This window comes from Bacillus sp. FSL H8-0516 (assembly GCF_038635285.1).
GTDB lineage: Bacteria > Bacillota > Bacilli > Bacillales > Bacillaceae > Bacillus > Bacillus safensis.
Genome location: NZ_CP152051.1, coordinates 1,889,098 through 1,909,336, shown reverse-complemented (window position 1 = coordinate 1,909,336; position 20,239 = coordinate 1,889,098). Strand labels below are relative to the sequence as shown.

The following is a 20,239-nucleotide window of genomic DNA, read 5'->3' as shown; positions in this document are numbered from 1 at the left end:
TTAAACGGGGGAGAGAAACGATGACTTATAATCAACTACCACAACCACAAGGTCTCTACCGTCCTGAATTTGAACATGATGCATGTGGAATCGGACTGTACGCCCATTTAAAAGGGGAGGCGACACATAGCATCGTCAAAAAGGGATTACAAATGCTGTGCCAGCTTGATCATCGCGGCGGGCAAGGCAGTGATCCGTATACAGGTGATGGTGCCGGTTTAATGGTACAGCTGCCAGACGCTTTCTTTAGAAAGAACTGCAAAGAATTTGCACTTCCTGAAAAAGGCCGTTACGGGGTAGGAATGGTCTTCTTTTCAAAAGATGATGACGAAAAAACGCGTCAAGCCATCGAACAGAAAATCAACGGGTTCATTAAACAAGAAGGCCAAACATTAATTGGCTGGAGAACGGTTCCTGTCGATCCAGGAAAAATTGGTACTGTCGCAGCGAAGAGCTGTCCTGTTGTGAGACAGGTCTTTATCGGAGCAAACGACAACATCACAGATCGTTTGTCATTTGAACGAAAATTATATGTCATCCGTAAGCAGGCTGAGAACTGGGGAACAAGAGAGGAAAAGCAATTTTACTTTGTCAGCCTGTCGAGTCAAACCATCGTATACAAGGGGCTTTTAACATCAGATCAAGTCGATGCTTTTTATCTTGATCTACAGGATGAAACATTTGTTTCTGCATTTTCACTTGTTCATTCAAGATTTAGTACAAATACATTTCCTACATGGGAAAGAGCCCATCCAAACCGTTACTTAATTCACAACGGAGAAATCAACACATTAAGAGGAAACATCAATTGGATGAGAGCAAGAGAACAACAATTCGTATCTGAAGCCTTCGGAGACGATTTAGACAAGATTTTGCCAGTGCTGAATGCAGACGGAAGTGATTCATCCATTTTAGACAATGCCTTTGAATTCTTTGTGCTTGCAGGCCGTACACCTGCTCATACAGCAATGATGCTGATTCCTGAGCCTTGGACGGAAAACACGCACATGTCGAAAGAGAAACGGGCATTTTATGAATACCATAGTTCTCTCATGGAGCCGTGGGATGGACCAACAGCCATTTCCTTTACGGACGGGAAACAAATCGGGGCCATCTTAGACCGAAATGGATTGAGACCGGCAAGATATTATGTCACGAATGATGATCATATCATTTTCTCTTCTGAGGTTGGCGTAATTGACACAAATGAAGAAGATGTGAAGTATAAAGATCGACTTGAGCCTGGTAAAATGCTGCTCATTGATCTAGAAGAAGGACGAATTATTTCTGACGAAGAAGTGAAATCGACCATTGCGAATGAACTGCCTTATCAAAAATGGCTCGATGAAGAAATGGTCCACGTCAATCGCTCGGAAGAAAATTCAGAAAATTCTAGTATAATGGATGATTTATTGACGCGTCAGCGTGCGTTCCATTATACGTATGAAGACATTCAAAAGTATTTAATTCCTTTACTAGAGGAAGGCAAGGATCCAATCGGGTCAATGGGAAGTGACACACCGCTTGCTGTGTTATCAGATCGTGCGCAGTCTCTTTTTCATTATTTTAAGCAGCTGTTTGCACAAGTCACGAACCCGCCGATTGATGCCATTCGTGAGCAGCTCGTGACATCGACCATGACTTGGTTAGGTGCCGAAGGAGATATTTTACACCCAAATGAATATTCATGCCGAAGAATTAAACTTTATACACCGGTCTTAACGAGCGGACAATTTAACGGCTTGAAAACGATTGTTCATAATGCCTTTAAAAGCAAAACAATCCATACACTTTTCACCGATGATATAAAGCGCGGACTGGATGCGATGTTTGAAGAGGCGGAAAAAGCGATCAGAGAAGGTGTCTCTTTATTAATCCTTTCAGATCGTGAAATGACAGCACAAAAAGTACCGATTCCACCACTTCTTGCGCTAAGTGCACTTCATCAGCACCTTGTGCGTCAAGGTCTACGGACAAAGGTCAGTCTGATCGTTGAATCTGGAGAGGTGAGAGAGGTCCATCATTTTGCCGCACTAATTGGCTACGGGGCAGATGCGATCCACCCTTACCTTGTCTATGAAACGTATAAACAGCTGATTGCAGACGAAGCGATTTCGATCAGCTTTGATGAAGCTGTTACAAAGTTTGGTAAAAGTGTGACAGAAGGTGTCGTCAAAGTCATGTCCAAAGTGGGGATTTCCACTGTGCAAAGCTATAGAGGCGCGCAAATCTTTGAAGCAGTCGGGATTAGTGAAGACGTCATTCAAGCGTATTTCACAGGAACAGCTTCTCAGCTTGGCGGGATTGATCTTGACACCATTGCTCATGAGGCAAAACTCCGCCATGAAGCAGGGTATCAAGCAGCAACTGACCAGACACTTGAATCAGGCAGTGAATTCCAGTGGAGAAAAAATGGAGAGCATCATGCCTTTAACCCAAAAACGATCCATACGCTCCAGTGGGCATGCCGTAATGAAGATTACGATCTATTTAAACAATATACAAAAGCAGCGGATGAAGAAAGAATCGGCTTCCTCAGAAACTTGTTTGCATTTCAGCCAAAACAAAAGCCGGTTCGTCTGGAAGAGGTTGAATCTGCTGAATCCATCGTGCGCCGCTTTAAGACAGGTGCCATGTCATTTGGATCTTTAAGTAAAGAAGCGCATGAGGCACTTGCGATTGCAATGAACCGAATTGGCGGTAAAAGTAACAGCGGAGAAGGCGGAGAAGATCCTGCCCGCTTTACAGTAGATGAACACGGTGATGACCGCAGAAGTGCGATTAAACAAATCGCTTCTGGCCGATTTGGTGTAAAAAGTCATTACTTGGTCAATGCAGATGAACTGCAAATTAAAATGGCGCAAGGAGCAAAACCTGGAGAAGGCGGACAGCTGCCAGGAAATAAAGTGTATCCTTGGGTGGCCGATGTACGTGGTTCTACGCCAGGTGTCGGATTGATTTCACCACCGCCGCATCATGATATTTATTCCATTGAGGATTTGGCACAGCTGATTCATGATTTGAAAAACGCGAACCGTGATGCACGCATCAGTGTCAAGCTTGTATCTAAAGCCGGCGTTGGTACGATTGCAGCAGGTGTAGCAAAAGGAACTGCGGACGTCATTGTCATCAGTGGTTATGATGGCGGTACAGGAGCTTCACCGAAAACAAGTATTAAACACACAGGGCTTCCTTGGGAGCTTGGATTGGCAGAGGCGCATCAAACCCTTGTGTTAAATGGTCTTCGCGAGAGAGTCGTTCTTGAAACAGACGGAAAGTTAATGACTGGCCGCGACGTTGTGATGGCTGCGATTTTAGGAGCAGAAGAATACGGCTTTGCGACAGCTCCACTTGTCGTGCTGGGCTGCGTGATGATGAGAGCATGTCATTTAGATACTTGCCCAGTCGGTGTTGCCACACAAAACCCAGAGCTTCGCAAAAAGTTCATGGGTAACCCTGATCACATTGTGAACTTCATGATGTTTATTGCAGAGGAAGTAAGAGAAATCTTAGCGGAACTTGGCTTTACATCAATGGATGAATTAATCGGACGTACGGACGTCCTAGCGGTCAGTGAACGAGCAAAAGCTCACTGGAAAGCAGGCCAGCTAAACCTTGAAACACTGCTTTATCAGCCAGAAGGAGCGCGGACATTCAGAACACCGCAAAATCATAAAATTGACGAATCGCTGGATATGAATGAAATCCTTCCTTATGTGCAAGAGGCGCTGAATCATCAAACACCGGTTGATCTATCATTGAACATTCGCAATATCAACCGTGTGGCCGGAACCATTACTGGCAGTGAAGTGTCTAAGCGCTACGGGGAAGAGGGCTTGCCAGAGGATACGATCACACTCAGATTCACTGGTTCAGCTGGACAAAGCTTTGGCGCATTTGTGCCAAAGGGCATGTCTCTCTATTTAACAGGTGATTCAAATGACTATATCGGCAAAGGACTCTCAGGAGGCAAAATTGCTGTCAAAACGTCTGATCATTTTGTACAAAATGGACATGAAAACGTCATTGTAGGAAACGTTGCATTTTACGGTGCAACTAGCGGAAAAGCTTATATTAACGGCCGTGCTGGTGAACGATTTGCTGTTCGTAATTCAGGTGTACATGTGGTTGTTGAAGGAATTGGAGATCACGGCTGTGAATACATGACTGGCGGACGTGTCGTTATTTTAGGAGACGTTGGGAAAAACTTTGGTGCAGGTATGTCTGGCGGTGTGGCTTACATCCATACATCGGATGCAAAACAGTTCAAAAGAATGTGTAACATGGAAATGATCATGTTTGAAAAGCTCACAGATCATGAAGAAGAATTAGAAGTGAAACAAATGATTAAGGAGCACCTTGATTATACAAACAGCTCAAAAGCAGCAGCACTTCTTGAAAACTGGGAGCAAGAAAAGGATCAATTCATCAAAGTCATCCCGAGAAATTACAAAATGATGCTTCAAAGCATCGAAGAACAAAAACAAGCGGGCCTCAGTCATGAAGAAGCGGTGATGTTTGCCTTTGAAGCAAACACAAAACCGAAAAATCAAGAAACGGCAAACGGGCAAAAAGCAGCCCTCGCTCATTAAGAAAGGGGAGAGGACAATGGGCAAAGCAACAGGTTTTATGGATTATAAAAGAGAAAAGCCAAATGAACGTGACCCTCTCACTCGTCAAAATGACTGGAAAGAATATTCAGCTCCTTATACAGATGACGTATTGAAGACGCAGGGCGCTAGATGTATGGATTGCGGAACACCGTTTTGTCAAATTGGGATGGAGATCAGGGGCGGCGTGTCTGGCTGCCCGATCTACAATTTAATTCCAGAGTGGAATGATCTTGTCTATCGCGGGAGATGGAAAGAAGCTCTCGAAAGACTGCAAAAAACAAATAATTTCCCAGAGTTTACTGGGAGAGTATGTCCTGCACCTTGTGAAGGGTCATGTACAGTCGCTATCAATGATCCGGCTGTTTCGATTAAAAATATCGAACGCACAATCATTGATAAAGGTTTTGAAAATGGATGGATCACACCAAGAATCCCTTCAAGCCGTACAGGGAAGAAAATTGCCATTGTCGGCTCAGGACCAGCAGGACTTGCAAGTGCTGATCAATTAAACCAAGCAGGGCACGCTGTCACAGTGTTCGAGCGTTCTGACCGTCTTGGCGGACTGCTGACATACGGGATTCCGAATATGAAGCTCGACAAAGAAGTGGTCGAGCGAAGAGTCAAACTTCTAAGACAAGAAGGCATTGACTTTGTGACAAACACAGAAATCGGCGTGGATATTACTGCTGATGAACTGAAAGAGCAGTTTGATGCAGTTATCCTTTGTACAGGTGCACAAAAGCAGCGTGACCTATTGATTGAGGGCCGGGAAGCAAAAGGGATTCACCTTGCGATGGATTATTTAACCCTTGCAACGAAAAGTATGCTTGATTCAGGATTTAAAGACAAAAACTTCATTGATGCAAAAGGAAAAGACGTGATTGTGATTGGCGGAGGAGATACAGGTGCAGACTGCGTGGCAACTGCACTTCGCCAAAAAGCAAAAAGTGTTGTTCAATTCGGGAAGCATCCAAAGCTTCCGGATACACGTGTAGGGGATAACATGTGGCCAGAACAGCCTTATGTCTTCTCGCTGGATTATGCTTATGAAGAAGCACAAGCAAAATTCGGAGAAGATCCGCGTCAATATTCAATTCAAACCACAAAAATTGTGGCAGATAAAAATGGGAAATTAAAAGAGCTTCATACCATTCAAATGGAAAAGGTGAAAAACGAACAAGGGAAGTTTGAATTTCATGAAATTCCAGGGACAGAAAAGGTATGGCCTGCTCAGCTCGTCTTTATTGCAATTGGTTTTGAGGGAACTGAACAGCCGCTTGTGAAACACTTTGGCGTGGACAGCAAAAACAATCGCATTGACGCAAAATATGGGGAATATACAACAAATGTAGAAGGCGTATTTGCAGCGGGAGATGCAAGACGCGGGCAAAGCTTGATTGTCTGGGCAATTAATGAAGGCAGACAAGTGGCGCACGAGGTAGACCGTTATTTAATGGGGAGTTCGGTTCTGCCAAAATAGGTCAACAAAGGGTGTTACAATATAAAGAAAAGCCATGACCAACGTGTGGTCATGGCTTTTTATGATTCAGAAATGGTATGGTTGATCAACACCTTTTTACGTTTAAACTGCGATACGACTAAACAGAGGAAGACAATCAGAACAAAAAGGGAAATGGTCAAAAAGCCAAACGTATATGAGCCAGTCAATTCTTTTAAACTGCCAAGAATATTAGGTAAAAAGAATCCGCCAATGCCTCCAGCAGCCCCAACAATTCCGGTCACAATCCCAATTTCTTTATGAAATACTTGAGGCACCAGCTGAAAAACAGCGCCATTCCCCATCCCAAGGCACATCATCCCCACAAATAAAAGCGCAATGACCACAGGTAAAGCTGGAAGACTGCTCACTCCTCCTAAGCAGATGGCGATGATTCCGAATAATGCAAGCAGTACTTTCATTCCGCCTATTTTATCGGCAATGAGACCGCCCACAGGCCGAAAGAAGCTGCCTGCCGCCACACAAAGTGTCACAAAATCACCAGCATGAATCTTCGAAACCCCATATTGATCTACAAAGAAAATACTGAGGAAACTGGAAAGCCCGACAAATCCTCCGAATGTGATCGCATAAAGCAAACAGAAAAACCATGTCGATTTCACTTGAAATACTGAAAAGTACGACCGGATCGGCTGAGGAGCGGGCTGATTTGGTGCATCTTTTGCAGTGAAAATAAAAAACAAAAAGACAAGACTTAACGGAATCAAAGCGAGCCCCATTACGGCATGCCACCCGTAAATCTCCGCAAGCCTTGGACCAAATAAGGTGGAGATTAGTGTTCCACTATTCCCGGCGCCTGCAATCCCCATGGCTACTCCTTGTAAGTGAGGAGGATACCAGCGGCTTGCCATGGGCAAAGCAACAGCAAAACTTGCTCCTGCTACTCCAAGCAAAATCCCAATTAGTACGAGCTCTGAAAGGGTTGTACCAGCGATAAACCCCCAAATAAGCGGAATAGTCGTTAAAAGCATTCCTATCACTGCGGTCTTTTTAGGTCCTATTCGATCGGTGAATAAACCAAGCACAATCCGAAAAAAAGAACCAGATAGAATTGGAATGGCTACAATCATGCCTTTCTCTACGGTTGATAAAGCAAAATCTTGTGCAATAAAAGCACCCAGCGCCCCTAACAAAACCCAAATCATAAAGCTCACATCAAAATATAAAAAGGAACCAAACAATGTCTTAGGATGACCACTTGATTTTAATTCTGAGAGTTTCATAAAACGCCTCCTCTATTTTGAATTTTCTGACTTAAAGATAGCGAGTTCACTTATGTAATGAAAGTATTATGTGAGAAAAATTGACATGAATAAACACTTTTTTACAAGTGTGTGCCATAATCAATCCATACAATGTGCTCGAGCAAGAGGCTTAGAAAGGTTGATTTCAGATGGCAAAACGCAAACTTGTGTTTATCGGAAACGGCATGGCGAGTATGAAATGTATCGAAGAGATCATTCAAAAGCAGCCAGAACATTATGCCATAACAGTCATTGGAAAAGAGAAGCACTCTGCCTACAATCGAATAAAACTTTCGTCGATTTTACAAAAAAGCGAATCATTCGCTGAAATTCAACTAAAGGAAAAAGAATGGTACACCGCGCATGACATCACATTGTACAAAGGAGAATCAGTTGTACATATCGATACAAATCGAAAGTGTGTCATGACAGATGCGCGACGGGAAATTCCCTATGACAAGCTCGTCATTGCAACGGGTTCATCGCCGAATTTTCTTCCTATTCAGGGTGTGTCCAAAAAAGGGATATACGCTTTTCGGACAATTGATGATTATGAGGCCATTTGTGCGGATGCGGTGCATTATCAACAAGCAGCAGTGATCGGAGGCGGCGTGCTTGGTGTGGAGGTAGCAGCTGGTCTGCAGATGGCGGGGCTTGAAACGACCATCATTCATTATACGGAGCGGCTGATGCAGCGCCAATTAGATGAAACAGCAGCCGGATTATTACAGCGAAAATTCATAAGAAAAGGCATTCAGGTGAAAACAAATGCCCATACCATTGCATGCTTAGGCGGTGAGAGGGTAGAAGGCGTTTTATTGAAAAATGGCGACATCGTGGATGCTGATCTTGTTGTTTTTACAACAGGTATCCGTCCGAATATACAGCTTGCAGAGAATCATGGCATACACACGAGAAAAGCCATTGTTGTCAATGACGTGATGGAGACAAATATCCCGAATATTTATGCGATTGGAGAATGTGCAGAGCACCAAGGGATGGTGCATGGCCTTGTTCAGCCCATTTATGAACAAGCAAGCGTGCTCGCTAAGCATCTTTTAGGAGAAAAAATCACACATACACCAAAGCCCATTTACTCAACAAAATTAAAAGTACCTGATTTGCCGATTTATTCTGCTGGATGTATTGAACATCATTCTCCGTTTATGTCAACTGTGACTTATTTAGATGAAGAGCAAGAGGTGTATAAAAAATTCGTCTTTGAACGTCAGGCGCTGGCAGGTATTTTATTCGTCGGAGAGCTGGGGAATGCCGATCAGCTTTTGCAAGATGTAAAAGTGGGACGTGATAAAAGTGTGGTCATGAAAGCCCTTCATGAAAAGCCATCATCCCCACTAGATTCATTAAAAATGGAAGACCTCGTCTGCCAATGTCAAACCGTTACAAAAGAGACGATTTTAAAAAGCATTTCGGTTCATCAGCTGACAAACTTAGACGAGGTGAAAAAACAGACAGGGGCAGCAACTGGGTGCGGCGGCTGTCAAGAGCTCGTCCGTGCTTGCTGCCAGCTACCATCACATGAACAAACGGAATCGCAGGTCTTTTTTTGTCCATGTACAGAAGTAGAGGAGCAGACCATTTTTTCGTTTATTAAAAAGCAGCAGCCGGTGAATGCTGAAGAAATAAAAAGACATTTTCAATGGAAAACGAATCACGGCTGCGGCATCTGCCGGCCGGCCATTCAATACTATCTCGAGCAATTTCAAGGATCGGTGGAAAAAATCGGCGCTGCTGAACAGGAAGACATGTTGATTCCTCAATTATATGGAGGCCGGCTTGATCTGGATTTTTTGAAAATCATTACGTCTTTGTTAGAGAACAGACTGATTGAGCAGGCAGAGCTGACAAAGCATAAACGAATACGGCTCATCGGTGTGTCAAAACAGGCGGCACAAATTGTCAAAAATCATTGGCCAATTATGCCTAATGAGAAAAGAAGACTATCTCATATCCTTTCATGCGACTGTGACGATCCAGCTGTCACGTCACTTGTGATGGAGCTGGAAAGACAAGTGGAAGATACACTTTTACCAGCTGTCACCTCCATTCATATCACCGGTGCTTCTTGCACGTGTAAACTTGCTCCAATTGATGACATCTGTCTGAAAAAGCAGCTGGGTGAATGGAACATTTATATAGGAGGCCAGCTTTTTTACACCTTGGCTCATTCAAGTGAGCTTATTCCTTTTTTAAAAGCGCTGCTTGAAGAGTATAGAAAAAATGCTTACTTTCAAGAATCTATTGGCGATTGGCTGTCACGGCAAGGAAACATTTCTATTCGAGAAAAGTTACTTGATGAGGAAATAAGAGAAGAGCTCTGTGCGCAATTTGACCAGAGCAGACAAGGAAATGTAAGACATAAGGAAGTGAAGGTATGAGTCAATCTTTTTTACAATATGCCCAGCAAAAATCAAAGCAGGAAGAACAAAAGCGAGTATTCCCAGGCCAATGTCCTTTTTGCAGTATGCAGTGCAAAATGCAATTAATCGAGCAGCATGTGGAAGGGCGAACACGCTACCAAACGATTGGTGTACACAATCCAACTACGCACGGAAGACTTTGTATGAAAGGACAGCATGCCCACCAGCACGCGCTTCATAAAGATCGCCTGAATCACCCGCTGATCAAAAGAAACGGACAATTTGTAAAAGCGACATGGCAGGAGGCTCTCGAAGAAATCAAAACAAACATAGAATCCCTTCAGCTGTCGCATGGCCATGATGTGATCAGTGTGTACGGAAGCGCATCAATTACAAATGAGGAAGCGTACTTACTCGGGAAATTTGCAAGAGTGGCGCTGAAAACGAAATACATCGATTATAACGGCAGACTATGTATGTCTTCGGCAGCAACTGCCGCAAATCAAACATTCGGACTTGACCGTGGCCTGACCTTTCCTTTAAGCGACATCAAGCATGCACGGGTGTTGATATTGGTTGGAACGAATATAGCGGAATGTCAGCCAACCTTCCTGCCCTACATTGAAGAGGCAAAAAACAATGGCGCTTTTCTCATCGTCATTGATCCGCGCAAAACTCCGACAGCCCAATTAGCCGATTTACATGTCAGCCTCAAACCAGGGTCTGATGCCGCACTGGCAAACGGCATATTGCACATCATGCTGCATGAGCATTTAATCGATGAATCATTTATTCATCAACGAACATCAGGTTTCCAAAAACTAAAGGAGCACATCTCACGCATCTCCCTGCCAGACATTGCTGAGCAAACTGGCGTGACGATTGATGTGATGCAGAAAATAGCAAGGAAATTCGCGCAAGAAAAGACAGGTATGATTTTTACAGCAAGAGGCATTGAGCAGCAAATAGACGGTACAGCCTCTGTGCGTAATTTCCTGAATATTCTGCTTGTTACTGGGAAGATCGGCCGCTTTGGATGCGGCTATGGCGCAATAACCGGCCAGGGAAATGGCCAGGGAGCAAGAGAGCATGGGCAAAAAGCAGATCAGCTTCCAGGATATCGAGATATCTCAAACCCTGCTCACAGAAAAGAAATGGCTGAACGATGGAACATTGATGAAAAAGAACTTCCAGGAAAGGGCGTGTCTGCTTTTGAAATGTTTGAAAAAATGCAGGCAGGTGAAATCAAAGCGCTCTTTTTAATGTGCTCAAATCCTGTCCAATCAGGGCCAAACACGCACTTGATTCAGCAAGCCATCAAGAACTTGTCCTTTTTTGTTGCCGTTGATTTATTTATGTCTGAGACAGCTGCGCTGGCAGATGTAATTTTACCGACTTCGTCATATTTAGAGGATGAAGGTACCGTGACAAACGTAGAGGGCCGCGTTACGCTTAGAGAAGCAACATATCCACTTAAACACCAAAGAAAGCACGATTGGCAAATCATTTGTGAAATAGCAGCTGTATTAGGCAAAGGAAGCCATTTTTCCTTTTCATCCGCAGAAGAGATCTTTGAGGAATTAAGAGCCGTAACGAAAGGTGCAAAGGCTGATTATTCAGGCATAACCTATGAAAGGCTGAGGAAGGAACAAGGCATAAGGTGGCCTTGTACTCATTTAGAAGATTCGGGAACTGAAAGATTATTTGAACATGCATTCTCACATTCTGACAGTTTAGCGAAGTTTGCCGTCGTCACACACGAAAAAAAGGCTGCAAAGGAACCCGTCAGTCAAGAATACCCTCTTTATTTAACGACCGGCAGGGTGATGGCTCATTACCAAACAGGCGTTCAAACAAGAAGGAGCACCTCTCTTGTTGCCAGACAGTTTGAAGCATATGCAGAGCTTCATCCTGATACAGCGAAAACGTATGGACTTCAGCACGGGGAGCTCGTGACCATCAAGTCAAAAAGAGGAAGTGTCATCATCAGATGCCGCATCTCAGACACCATTCGAAAAGATACCGTGTTTGTCCCATTTCATTGGAGCAAACATCAATCAATTAATCTATTAATTGATGATCAACTAGATCCGCACAGTAAAATGCCAGGCTTTAAATATTGTCCTGTACAGCTGTCAGCCTATGTGAATGAAAAACTATGTGAGAAATTTTAACATGTATTTTCCATCTATGTTTAGATTATGGTATTTTCTAAAAAATGATCACATGAGGGGTGTTTATTCATGAAAGAAAAACTCGTATTAGTGGGGAATGGTATGGCGGGCATTCGAAGCCTTGAAAACATTTTAAAAACAGACGGCGAACGATTCGACATGACGGTATTTGGGACTGAACCGCATCCTAACTATAACCGAATTCTTTTATCGAAAGTGCTTCAAGGGGATACGAAAGTCGAAGATATTACGTTAAACGATTGGAACTGGTATCAAAAGCATGATATTCAGCTGTTTACAAACGAGACCATTGTGAAGATCGATACAGAGAACCAAACAGTCACCAGTGATCAAGGACGGACCGTGAATTATGACCGATTGATTTTAGCAACAGGGTCCCTTCCATTCATCCTGCCAATTCCAGGGAGTGATAAAAAAGGCGTAACGGCTTTTCGTACATTGCAAGACACTGAGGAAATGGTCAATGCCTCTACCATGTACAAAAAAGCAGCAGTCATCGGAGGCGGACTCCTTGGGCTTGAAGCAGCACGCGGCCTATTAAACTTAGGCATGGAAGTGAATGTCATTCATCTCAGCTCTCATTTAATGGAACGCCAGCTAGACCCTATTGCAGGCCAGCTTCTTCAAAAAGCATTAGAAGAACAGGGGATGAAATTCCTGCTTGGAAAACAGACAAATGAGATTTTAGGAGATACAAGAGTAGAAGGATTATCATTTTCAGACGGCACTACACTTGAGACAGACCTAGTCGTCATGGCTGCGGGAATTAAACCAAGTAAAATGCTTGCAGAAATAAGCGGGCTTGAAGTGAACCGAGGTATTATTGTCAATGATTTCATGGAAACAAGTGTACCGGGCATTTATGCCGTCGGCGAATGTGTGGAACACAGGGGACAAACGTACGGATTAGTTGCTCCTTTATACGATCAAGCGGCTGTACTTGCCAAGCATGTATGCGGCTTGAACCCTGCTCCATATGAAGGCTCTGTTCTGTCAACACAGCTGAAAGTATCTGGAGTTGATGTATTTTCAGCTGGTGATTTTATTGAAAACGATGAGAAAAAGGCGATCAAAATTTTTGACGAACAAAAAGGCATCTATCAAAAACTCGTCTTCCAGCAAAACCGATTAGTAGGCGCCGTCATGTTTGGAGAAACAAGCGACGGACCTCGTTTATTCTCGTACATTAAAGAAGGAATAGATATGTCGGATATGGAGAAGGTATCTGTCTTAACCTCCAATGATTCGGCGCAAGAAAGCACGATTGACAGCATGGCAAACGACCATATCGTTTGCGGCTGTAATGGCGTGTCAAAAGGGCAGATTGTAGAAGCCATTCAGAAAGAAGGCTTAACAACGTTTCAGGAAGTCAAGCAATGTACAAGTGCCTCACGATCTTGCGGAGGCTGTCAGCCTGTTGTCGAAGAGATTCTTTGGCATACGCTAGGTGAGGATGCAAGCCGGACAGCCCAAAAAGAAACCATCTGCGCCTGCACCACTCTTTCACGAGATGAAGTCATTCATGAAATCAAAGAAAAAGGCTTGCAGCATGTCAAAGAAGTAATGAATGTACTTGACTGGAATACAGAAGAGGGCTGTTCAAAATGCCGACCTGCACTGAATTATTATTTAGGCATGCTTTATCCACTTGAATACAAAGATGAAAAGAGCTCACGCTTTGTAAATGAACGGATGCATGCCAATATTCAAAACGATGGTACCTATTCAGTTGTTCCGCGAATGTACGGCGGCGTCACCAATGCAAATGACTTGAGGAAAATAGCCGATGTCGTCGACAAATATGAAATACCGCTTGTGAAAATGACTGGCGGTCAGCGTATTGACCTTCTAGGTGTCAAAAAAGAAGATTTACCAAAAGTGTGGGCGGATCTAGATATGCCATCGGGTTATGCTTATGGGAAATCTTTAAGAACAGTTAAAACATGTGTTGGAGAACAATTTTGCAGGTTCGGCACGCAGGACTCCATGGCTCTTGGAATTGCACTTGAAAAGAAATTTGAAGGTCTTGCGACACCGCATAAAGTAAAAATGGCCGTCTCTGCTTGTCCGAGAAACTGTGCAGAGTCCGGAATTAAAGACCTCGGTATCGTGGGGATAGATGGAGGGTTTGAATTGTACGCCGGCGGAAATGGCGGCACACACCTGCGGGCTGGAGATTTATTAATGAAGGTCAGTACAGCAGAAGAAGTAGAGCAAATGGCCGCAGCATACCTTCAATATTACAGAGAAACGGCAAATTATTTAGAAAGAACTTCTGCTTGGGTTGAGCGACTTGGGTTAGATCATATTCAATCAGTACTCCTGGATGATGAAAAACGAGCAGCCTTAATCGAAAGAATGAACATTGCGCTTTCAACATATGAAGAGCCTTGGCAGGAGCTTCGCGAGAGCCAAAAAGACACGAGACAATTATTTCAAAAAGCGACGGCTTCCGTATAAATCAATTGAAGGGATGAGATCATATGACAGTTTCAGTTGTTAAAGTTCACATTGGCACCCTATCAGATTTTCCGCTCCAGCTAGGGAAAACAGTTGAAGCCGGTACACTTGAATTAGCTGTTTTTCAAACTTCTAATAAGCAGTTCAAAGCCATTGAAAATCGCTGTCCTCATAAAGGCGGCGTTCTGGCTGAAGGCATGGTCAGCGGCAATCACGTTTTCTGTCCAATGCATGATTGGAAAATTGATCTTTCATCAGGAAACGTTCAAGCACCAGACCACGGATGCGTTAAAACATATGAAACATTCGTTGAAGGGGACAATGTCTTTATTTTATTGCCTTCATAAATGGTTTAGATCCTTCCTTTCATGTATATGCTGTATATAAATGCAGCAAGAAAGGAAGGAATTTTTGTGCCGTTCGTTAATATTTTGATTGAACTCTTAATCGGATTTTTCGCTTTATTTTTTATTACAAAATTATTAGGGAAAACACAATTTGCACAAATCACACCGTTTGATTTCATTTCTGCACTAATTTTAGGCGAAATGGTCGGAAACGCTATTTTTGATCCGGAAGTCAGGATTCAGCACATTTTATTTGCTGTTGCAGTATGGGGCGTTCTCATTTATACAGTTGAATGGCTTTCACAGCGCTTTAAATCCATTCGCGCTTTTTTAGAAGGAAGACCTACTCTTGTGATTGATAAGGGGAAGATTCACTACAACCGGTTGAAGAAAAATATGCTTGATATCAATCAGCTGCAGACACTGGTTCGCGCAAAAGGCCATTTTGCCCTGAATGAAATTGAATATGCTATTTTGGAAACGGACGGCTCTGTCAGCGTTCTTCCGAAAATGAAATACGCCCCAGCCACAGCCGAAGATGTGAACGTGAAGGGAAAAGAAGTGAAATTGCCTAGAACGTTTATTATTGACGGCGAAATTTTAAAAAAAGATCTTCAAGAAGCCGGTTTTGATGAATCCTGGCTGAATGAGCAATTAAAAAAGCAGCATATTTCCTCTTATCGAGACGTTCTATTTTGTGAATGGATTGAAAATGAAGGGATTTATGCGATGCAATATGAAAAGTCTAAAAAAACATCCACAACATAAAAACGTGGGTGTTTTTTTGTGCGTGTACGGAATAGGATCAAAAAGAATGTTTGATGAAAACGTTCACAAAATGAGGGGGAGATATGTGATGAAATTTAGAAACGTATGGATGGTCATGGTCTTGTCTTTCTTTCTTTTTGACCCAGCTTCACTTCAAGCAGCAGAAGCCGGGCATAACCGCGTCCTTGTCGTTGATCAAAAGGGAAGCGGGACATACCGCACCGTTCAGTCTGCCATTGATGCGATTCCAGCAAACAATCAACAACCGGCAACGATCTATATTAAAAATGGCGTATATAAAGAAAAAATATTGCTTCCGCAAAATAAACCACACGTATCTTTTATTGGCGAAAACCAGCACAAGACGATTCTTACGTATGATGATACAAATGCAAGCACTGGGAGTACAACAAACAGCTCAAGCACAATGATTCGTGCACACGATTTTTATGCAGAAAATATCACCTTTCAAAATACAGCTGGCAGACATGTGGGTCAGGCAGTTGCACTGTATGTGTCTGGCGACCGGGCTGTGTTTAAACAAATACGTGTGTTAGGCTATCAAGATACACTTTATGCAACAGGCACTGGGCGGCAATATTACGAAAACTGCTATATTGAAGGCACGGTCGATTTTATTTTTGGATCAGCCACAGCTGTGTTTAAAAGAGCTGAAATAAAAAGTCTTGGAAATGGGTATATTACTGCAGCATCCACAACAGAAGCACAAAGGTACGGCTATGTATTCATAGATTCTACGTTGAAAAAGGGAACGGCAGCTGCGCAATCGGTTTATTTAGGACGTCCGTGGAGACCTTATTCGGCTGTGACATTCCTCCATACAAAAATGGATGACCATATAAAAGCCGAGGGATGGCATAACTGGGATAACCGTGACAACGAAAGAACAGCCAGGTACAAAGAATTTGGATCGACAGGAGCAGGAAGCAGTCCAGCAAACCGCGTAAAATGGTCAACCATTTTAACCCAAAATGAAGCAAGTCAAATCACAGTTCAGGCTGTTCTTGGCGGAGCCGATGGCTGGAATCCAGAAAAGAGGTAAAGGGCTTGTCAGTTTTCGTCAAAGAAAGCTGACTTTTCTGTTTAAAAAACCTTTGAGAACAAACGTTCTTTTGTGTATAATGAACATATTCTTCTAAAATTGGCTGCAACAAAAAGGAGGGATTGCGTGAAGCGTTTTTCACAGCTCATGTTTTTACAAATATGTATCCTGTCGATTTTATTTCTCCCTTTTTCAGCGAAAGATGAACAACTCAAAGCTCGTGACGATTCACTTCAATGGATGACAGCTTTAGACGAATTCATACGAACAGCACCTGATTTAGAGGGCGCGATCTCTGGCATCAGCGTCCGCGATACTTCTGACACCTCCCTTATTTATGAACATCAAGCCGATATTCGTCTTACTCCTGCTTCTAATATGAAACTGCTCACATCAGCCATCGCACTTGATATACTTGGAGAAACACACACATTCCCTACAGACATCTGGATGGATGGTTCTATTCAAAAGAAAACGCTACATGGCAGCCTTTATCTTCGTGGCACCGGCGATCCGACTTTATTAGAGGAGGATTTTGCAGCACTCGCCAAACAGGTCAAAAAGGCCGGAATACATACCATTCGCGGACAGCTTGCGGCAGATGATACTTGGTTTGATGACACGAGATATTCCATTGATCTGCCTTGGAGTGATGAGGATCAATATTACGGTGCACAAATTTCTGCTCTCACTGCTTCACCGAATCTAGATTATGATGCAGGGACCGTGATTCTCGAAGTAAAACCAGGAAAAAAAGCAGGACAGAAAGCCGCCTATGATATGATCCCGAAGACGGATGTCGCTCAAGTCATCAATCAAGTGAAAACCGTTCCAGAAGGCGGAAAAAAGAAAATTTCTTTTAAGCGCTCTCACGGAACCAACAAGATAACGTTGACTGGAACCATTCCGGTTAAAGCAAGCTCATCTAAACAATGGGTAGCTTTATGGGATCCGTCCGCCTATGCTTTAGACTTAATGAAACGAGCGTTAAAGGCGGAAGGGATTCAAGTGAAGGGACCGCTGAAATCAAAACAAGTTCCTAAAAAAGCCAAAAAAATTGCTTCCCATACATCGATGCCATTATCAGAGCTGCTTGTTCCTATGATGAAATTAAGCAACAATACCCATGCAGAAATTTTGCTAAAGGAACTAGGCAAAAAAGTGAAGAACAAAGGGAGCTTTGAAGCTGGGCTGGACGTCATGAATGAACGGCTTCCTGCGTTTGGCGTTGATCCTTCGTTTGCAGTGCTGCGTGACGGATCGGGGATATCACCTATTAACCTTGTCTCCGCTAACCAGTTCACTTTATTTTTGACAAACATTCAAAAGGAAAAATGGTTTAAAACCTATGAACATGCGCTCCCTTTAGCAGGGGCAAGTGAACGAATGGTCGGAGGGACGTTAAGGAACAGATTGAAGGAACCAGCTACACTAGAAAAAGTACGTGCAAAAACAGGGTCGTTAACAACGGTCAGCACACTTTCTGGATATATTGACACGCAGGGCGGAAAAACGCTCGCTTTTTCCATTTTATTAAATCACCTTGTTGATGACGAAAAAGGGAAAGAGATAGAAGATCGTATTGTCAGCATATTAGCTGAGAATCTTTAGATTTAGAGAGAGAAGGAGAACCATCATGACGTTAGATAACAATCAATCTTTAGTAAAAACCATGTCCATTTTTCTCATCCCGCTTTTGCTAAGCAATATTTTGCAATCGATCGGACAGTTAGTGTCCATTGTTCTTGTCGGGAGATGGATTGGAGAGGATGCAGTAGCTGCCATTTCTGCATTCTTTCCGCTTTTCTTTTTACTCGTTTCTTTTTCCATTGGAATTGGATCGGGAAGCTCGATCCTTATTGGACAAGCGTACGGGGCAAAAAATGAACAGAAATTAAAAGAAATTATTGGCACAACACTTTCATTTACTTTTTTGATCGGAGTATCTTTAGCGATCATTGGAGGTTTTTTCGCAACAGATATCTTAAACCTCATGGGAACACCCGCTAATATCGTGGAGGAAAGTGCGGGCTATGCCAGAATTCTATTCATCTCAATGCCGATCTTATTTCTTTATTTTGTTTATACGACCTTCTTGCGAGGGACAGGGGATTCGAAAACACCATTTTATTTCTTAATGATTAGTACGGCAACGAATATTTTGATGCTGCCCATTTTATTATTTGGCTGGCTGGGACTGCCGGCGTTCGGCTTATATGGCGCTGCGTATGCTTCTGTGATTTCAACAATTGTGACGTTTATTATTCTACATATCTATTTATATAAGACAAAGCACCCGCTTCGCATTGATGCTTCAGTTAGAAAGCATTTATTGATGAAAGGGGATCTATTAAAAACGTTATTAAAGCTCAGTATCCCATCAAGCATTAATATGATCCTCATTTCTTTATCAGAAATTGCCGTTATTTCTTTCGTTAACGATTATGGATCACAGGCGACAGCAGCCTATGGTGTTGTCAATCAAGTCGTGAGTTATGTGCAGATGCCGGCAGTGAGTCTTGGCATTGCGGTCTCGATTTTTGCAGCACAATTCATTGGTGCAGGGAATATGAATCGATTGAAAGATGTCATTAAGATTGGGTTAGGGCTTAACTTCGCCATAGGCGGATGTATCATTATTTTCGTTTATATTTTTGCACCGCAGATTTTATCTATCTTTTTAACAGATCCTAAGACGATAGACATTGCCTATAGTTTGGTCGTCATTACACTATGGAGCTATCTCATTTTTGGAACGGCCCAAATTGTTGCAGCCACAATGAGAGCAAGCGGGACGGTTCTATGGCCGACAATCTTTAGTATTTGTTCCATTTGGCTTGTAGAAGTACCAGTCGCTTATGTGCTATCACACTATACATCCCTTGGCATTAAAGGAATATGGATTGGCTACCCTGCAGCTTTCTTTGTAAACTTAATCCTCCAATACAGCTACTATCAGCTCGTATGGAAGAAAAAACAGATTGTAGCGCTTGTTCAATCATAATGTGAAGGTGTAGAGCAGCATATACATACGAAGATCTATCACTTTTAAGGAGGCCGGATCTTCTATGTTTTTGAATCAAAGAAGTGATCTAAGCTCGCACAATATCGGTGACTTTTCTTATGCCGGGCCAGATTTCCAAGTGTTGACTTGGGGGGAAGGAACGACATTAAATATTGGGAAGTTTTGTTCCATTGCAAACGAAGTGAAAATTTTTCTAGGTGGTGAACACCGTACAGATTGGGTCACAACGTATCCGTTTAATCAAATCTTCAACGAAGCTGCCCACATTAAAGGACACCCCAAATCGAAGGGAGATGTTCATATTGGACATGACGTATGGATTGGATATGGTGCGACGATTATGTCAGGAGTATGTATAGGAAACGGGGCCGTGATCGGCGCAAATAGTGTGATCACAAAAGATGTGCCGCCATATGCAATTGCCGCAGGAAATCCCCAGCAGCTCATGAAATATCGCTTTTCATCCGAAATAATCAAAAAACTGCAGTTAGTAGAATGGTGGAATTTAGAGTTTACCGTCATCCAATCTATTTTTCACCTTTTACAATCTGATGATATTGAACAATGTATAAATGTCATAGAAGACATAAAAAAGAAAGGCTGAAAAAGCCTTTCTTTTTTTGT

Annotated in this window: 12 protein-coding genes; 11 read left to right on the top strand and 1 reads right to left on the bottom strand. The window is 42.9% G+C overall.

The features are described from left to right. Positions 1-20 precede the first annotated feature (20 nt). Together gltB and gltD are read left to right on the top strand one after the other, a co-directional pair. Positions 21-4,592, top strand: a complete 4,572-nt coding sequence (gene gltB / locus MHB67_RS09415; RefSeq protein WP_283859452.1) for a glutamate synthase large subunit — start codon at positions 21-23, stop codon at positions 4,590-4,592. Between the two features lie 16 nt (positions 4,593-4,608). Continuing rightward, a complete protein-coding gene (gene gltD, locus MHB67_RS09410) occupies positions 4,609-6,093 on the top strand; it encodes a glutamate synthase small subunit (RefSeq protein WP_024422646.1) in 1,485 nt (494 codons plus the stop codon). 59 nt (positions 6,094-6,152) lie between these two features. Here the strand turns inward: gltD and MHB67_RS09405 are convergent, their stop codons facing one another. After that, positions 6,153-7,355, bottom strand: coding sequence for a nitrate/nitrite transporter (locus MHB67_RS09405; protein WP_283859451.1), 1,203 nt, complete (start codon positions 7,353-7,355; stop codon positions 6,153-6,155). Between the two features lie 170 nt (positions 7,356-7,525). Between MHB67_RS09405 and MHB67_RS09400 the strand changes: the two genes are divergently transcribed. From MHB67_RS09400 to MHB67_RS09360, 9 genes are all read left to right on the top strand, one after another. Continuing rightward, positions 7,526-9,775: an FAD-dependent oxidoreductase gene (locus MHB67_RS09400; RefSeq protein WP_283859450.1), complete on the top strand. Its 2,250-nt coding sequence runs from the start codon at positions 7,526-7,528 to the stop codon at positions 9,773-9,775. Then, complete coding sequence (locus MHB67_RS09395) at positions 9,772-11,931, top strand: molybdopterin oxidoreductase family protein (protein ID WP_283859449.1); 2,160 nt, start codon at positions 9,772-9,774, stop codon at positions 11,929-11,931. Before MHB67_RS09400 ends, MHB67_RS09395 begins: the two co-directional genes overlap by 4 nt. A gap of 69 nt (positions 11,932-12,000) precedes the next feature. After that, a complete protein-coding gene (gene nirB, locus MHB67_RS09390) occupies positions 12,001-14,412 on the top strand; it encodes a nitrite reductase large subunit NirB (RefSeq protein WP_283859448.1) in 2,412 nt (803 codons plus the stop codon). 23 nt (positions 14,413-14,435) lie between these two features. Continuing rightward, positions 14,436-14,759: a nitrite reductase small subunit NirD gene (nirD, locus tag MHB67_RS09385; protein ID WP_024422642.1), complete on the top strand. Its 324-nt coding sequence runs from the start codon at positions 14,436-14,438 to the stop codon at positions 14,757-14,759. Positions 14,760-14,825: 66 nt separating this feature from the next. Next, entirely contained in the window at positions 14,826-15,527 is a 702-nt protein-coding gene (locus tag MHB67_RS09380) for a DUF421 domain-containing protein (protein ID WP_024422641.1), read from the top strand. 88 nt (positions 15,528-15,615) lie between these two features. Continuing rightward, a complete protein-coding gene (locus tag MHB67_RS09375; RefSeq protein WP_283859447.1) occupies positions 15,616-16,590 on the top strand; it encodes a pectinesterase family protein in 975 nt (324 codons plus the stop codon). A gap of 126 nt (positions 16,591-16,716) precedes the next feature. Beyond that, complete coding sequence (dacB, locus tag MHB67_RS09370; protein ID WP_172881143.1) at positions 16,717-18,201, top strand: D-alanyl-D-alanine carboxypeptidase/D-alanyl-D-alanine-endopeptidase; 1,485 nt, start codon at positions 16,717-16,719, stop codon at positions 18,199-18,201. Positions 18,202-18,226: 25 nt separating this feature from the next. Further along, positions 18,227-19,594, top strand: coding sequence for an MATE family efflux transporter (locus tag MHB67_RS09365; protein ID WP_283859446.1), 1,368 nt, complete (start codon positions 18,227-18,229; stop codon positions 19,592-19,594). Positions 19,595-19,658: 64 nt separating this feature from the next. Then, the gene (locus MHB67_RS09360; protein WP_213405119.1) at positions 19,659-20,219 is read left to right on the top strand and encodes a CatB-related O-acetyltransferase; all 561 of its coding nucleotides are present in this window, start codon (positions 19,659-19,661) and stop codon (positions 20,217-20,219) included. Positions 20,220-20,239 lie beyond the last annotated feature (20 nt).

What these genes read in the sequence shown, in the direction of transcription:
- gltB (WP_283859452.1), top strand. Translation starts at nt 21, where the DNA reads ATGACTTATAATCAACTACCACAACCACAAGGTCTCTACCGTCCTGAA.
- gltD (WP_024422646.1), top strand. Translation starts at nt 4,609, where the DNA reads ATGGGCAAAGCAACAGGTTTTATGGATTATAAAAGAGAAAAGCCAAAT.
- MHB67_RS09405 (WP_283859451.1), bottom strand. Translation starts at nt 7,355, where the DNA reads ATGAAACTCTCAGAATTAAAATCAAGTGGTCATCCTAAGACATTGTTT.
- MHB67_RS09400 (WP_283859450.1), top strand. Translation starts at nt 7,526, where the DNA reads ATGGCAAAACGCAAACTTGTGTTTATCGGAAACGGCATGGCGAGTATG.
- MHB67_RS09395 (WP_283859449.1), top strand. Translation starts at nt 9,772, where the DNA reads ATGAGTCAATCTTTTTTACAATATGCCCAGCAAAAATCAAAGCAGGAA.
- nirB (WP_283859448.1), top strand. Translation starts at nt 12,001, where the DNA reads ATGAAAGAAAAACTCGTATTAGTGGGGAATGGTATGGCGGGCATTCGA.
- nirD (WP_024422642.1), top strand. Translation starts at nt 14,436, where the DNA reads ATGACAGTTTCAGTTGTTAAAGTTCACATTGGCACCCTATCAGATTTT.
- MHB67_RS09375 (WP_283859447.1), top strand. Translation starts at nt 15,616, where the DNA reads ATGAAATTTAGAAACGTATGGATGGTCATGGTCTTGTCTTTCTTTCTT.
- MHB67_RS09365 (WP_283859446.1), top strand. Translation starts at nt 18,227, where the DNA reads ATGACGTTAGATAACAATCAATCTTTAGTAAAAACCATGTCCATTTTT.
- MHB67_RS09360 (WP_213405119.1), top strand. Translation starts at nt 19,659, where the DNA reads ATGTTTTTGAATCAAAGAAGTGATCTAAGCTCGCACAATATCGGTGAC.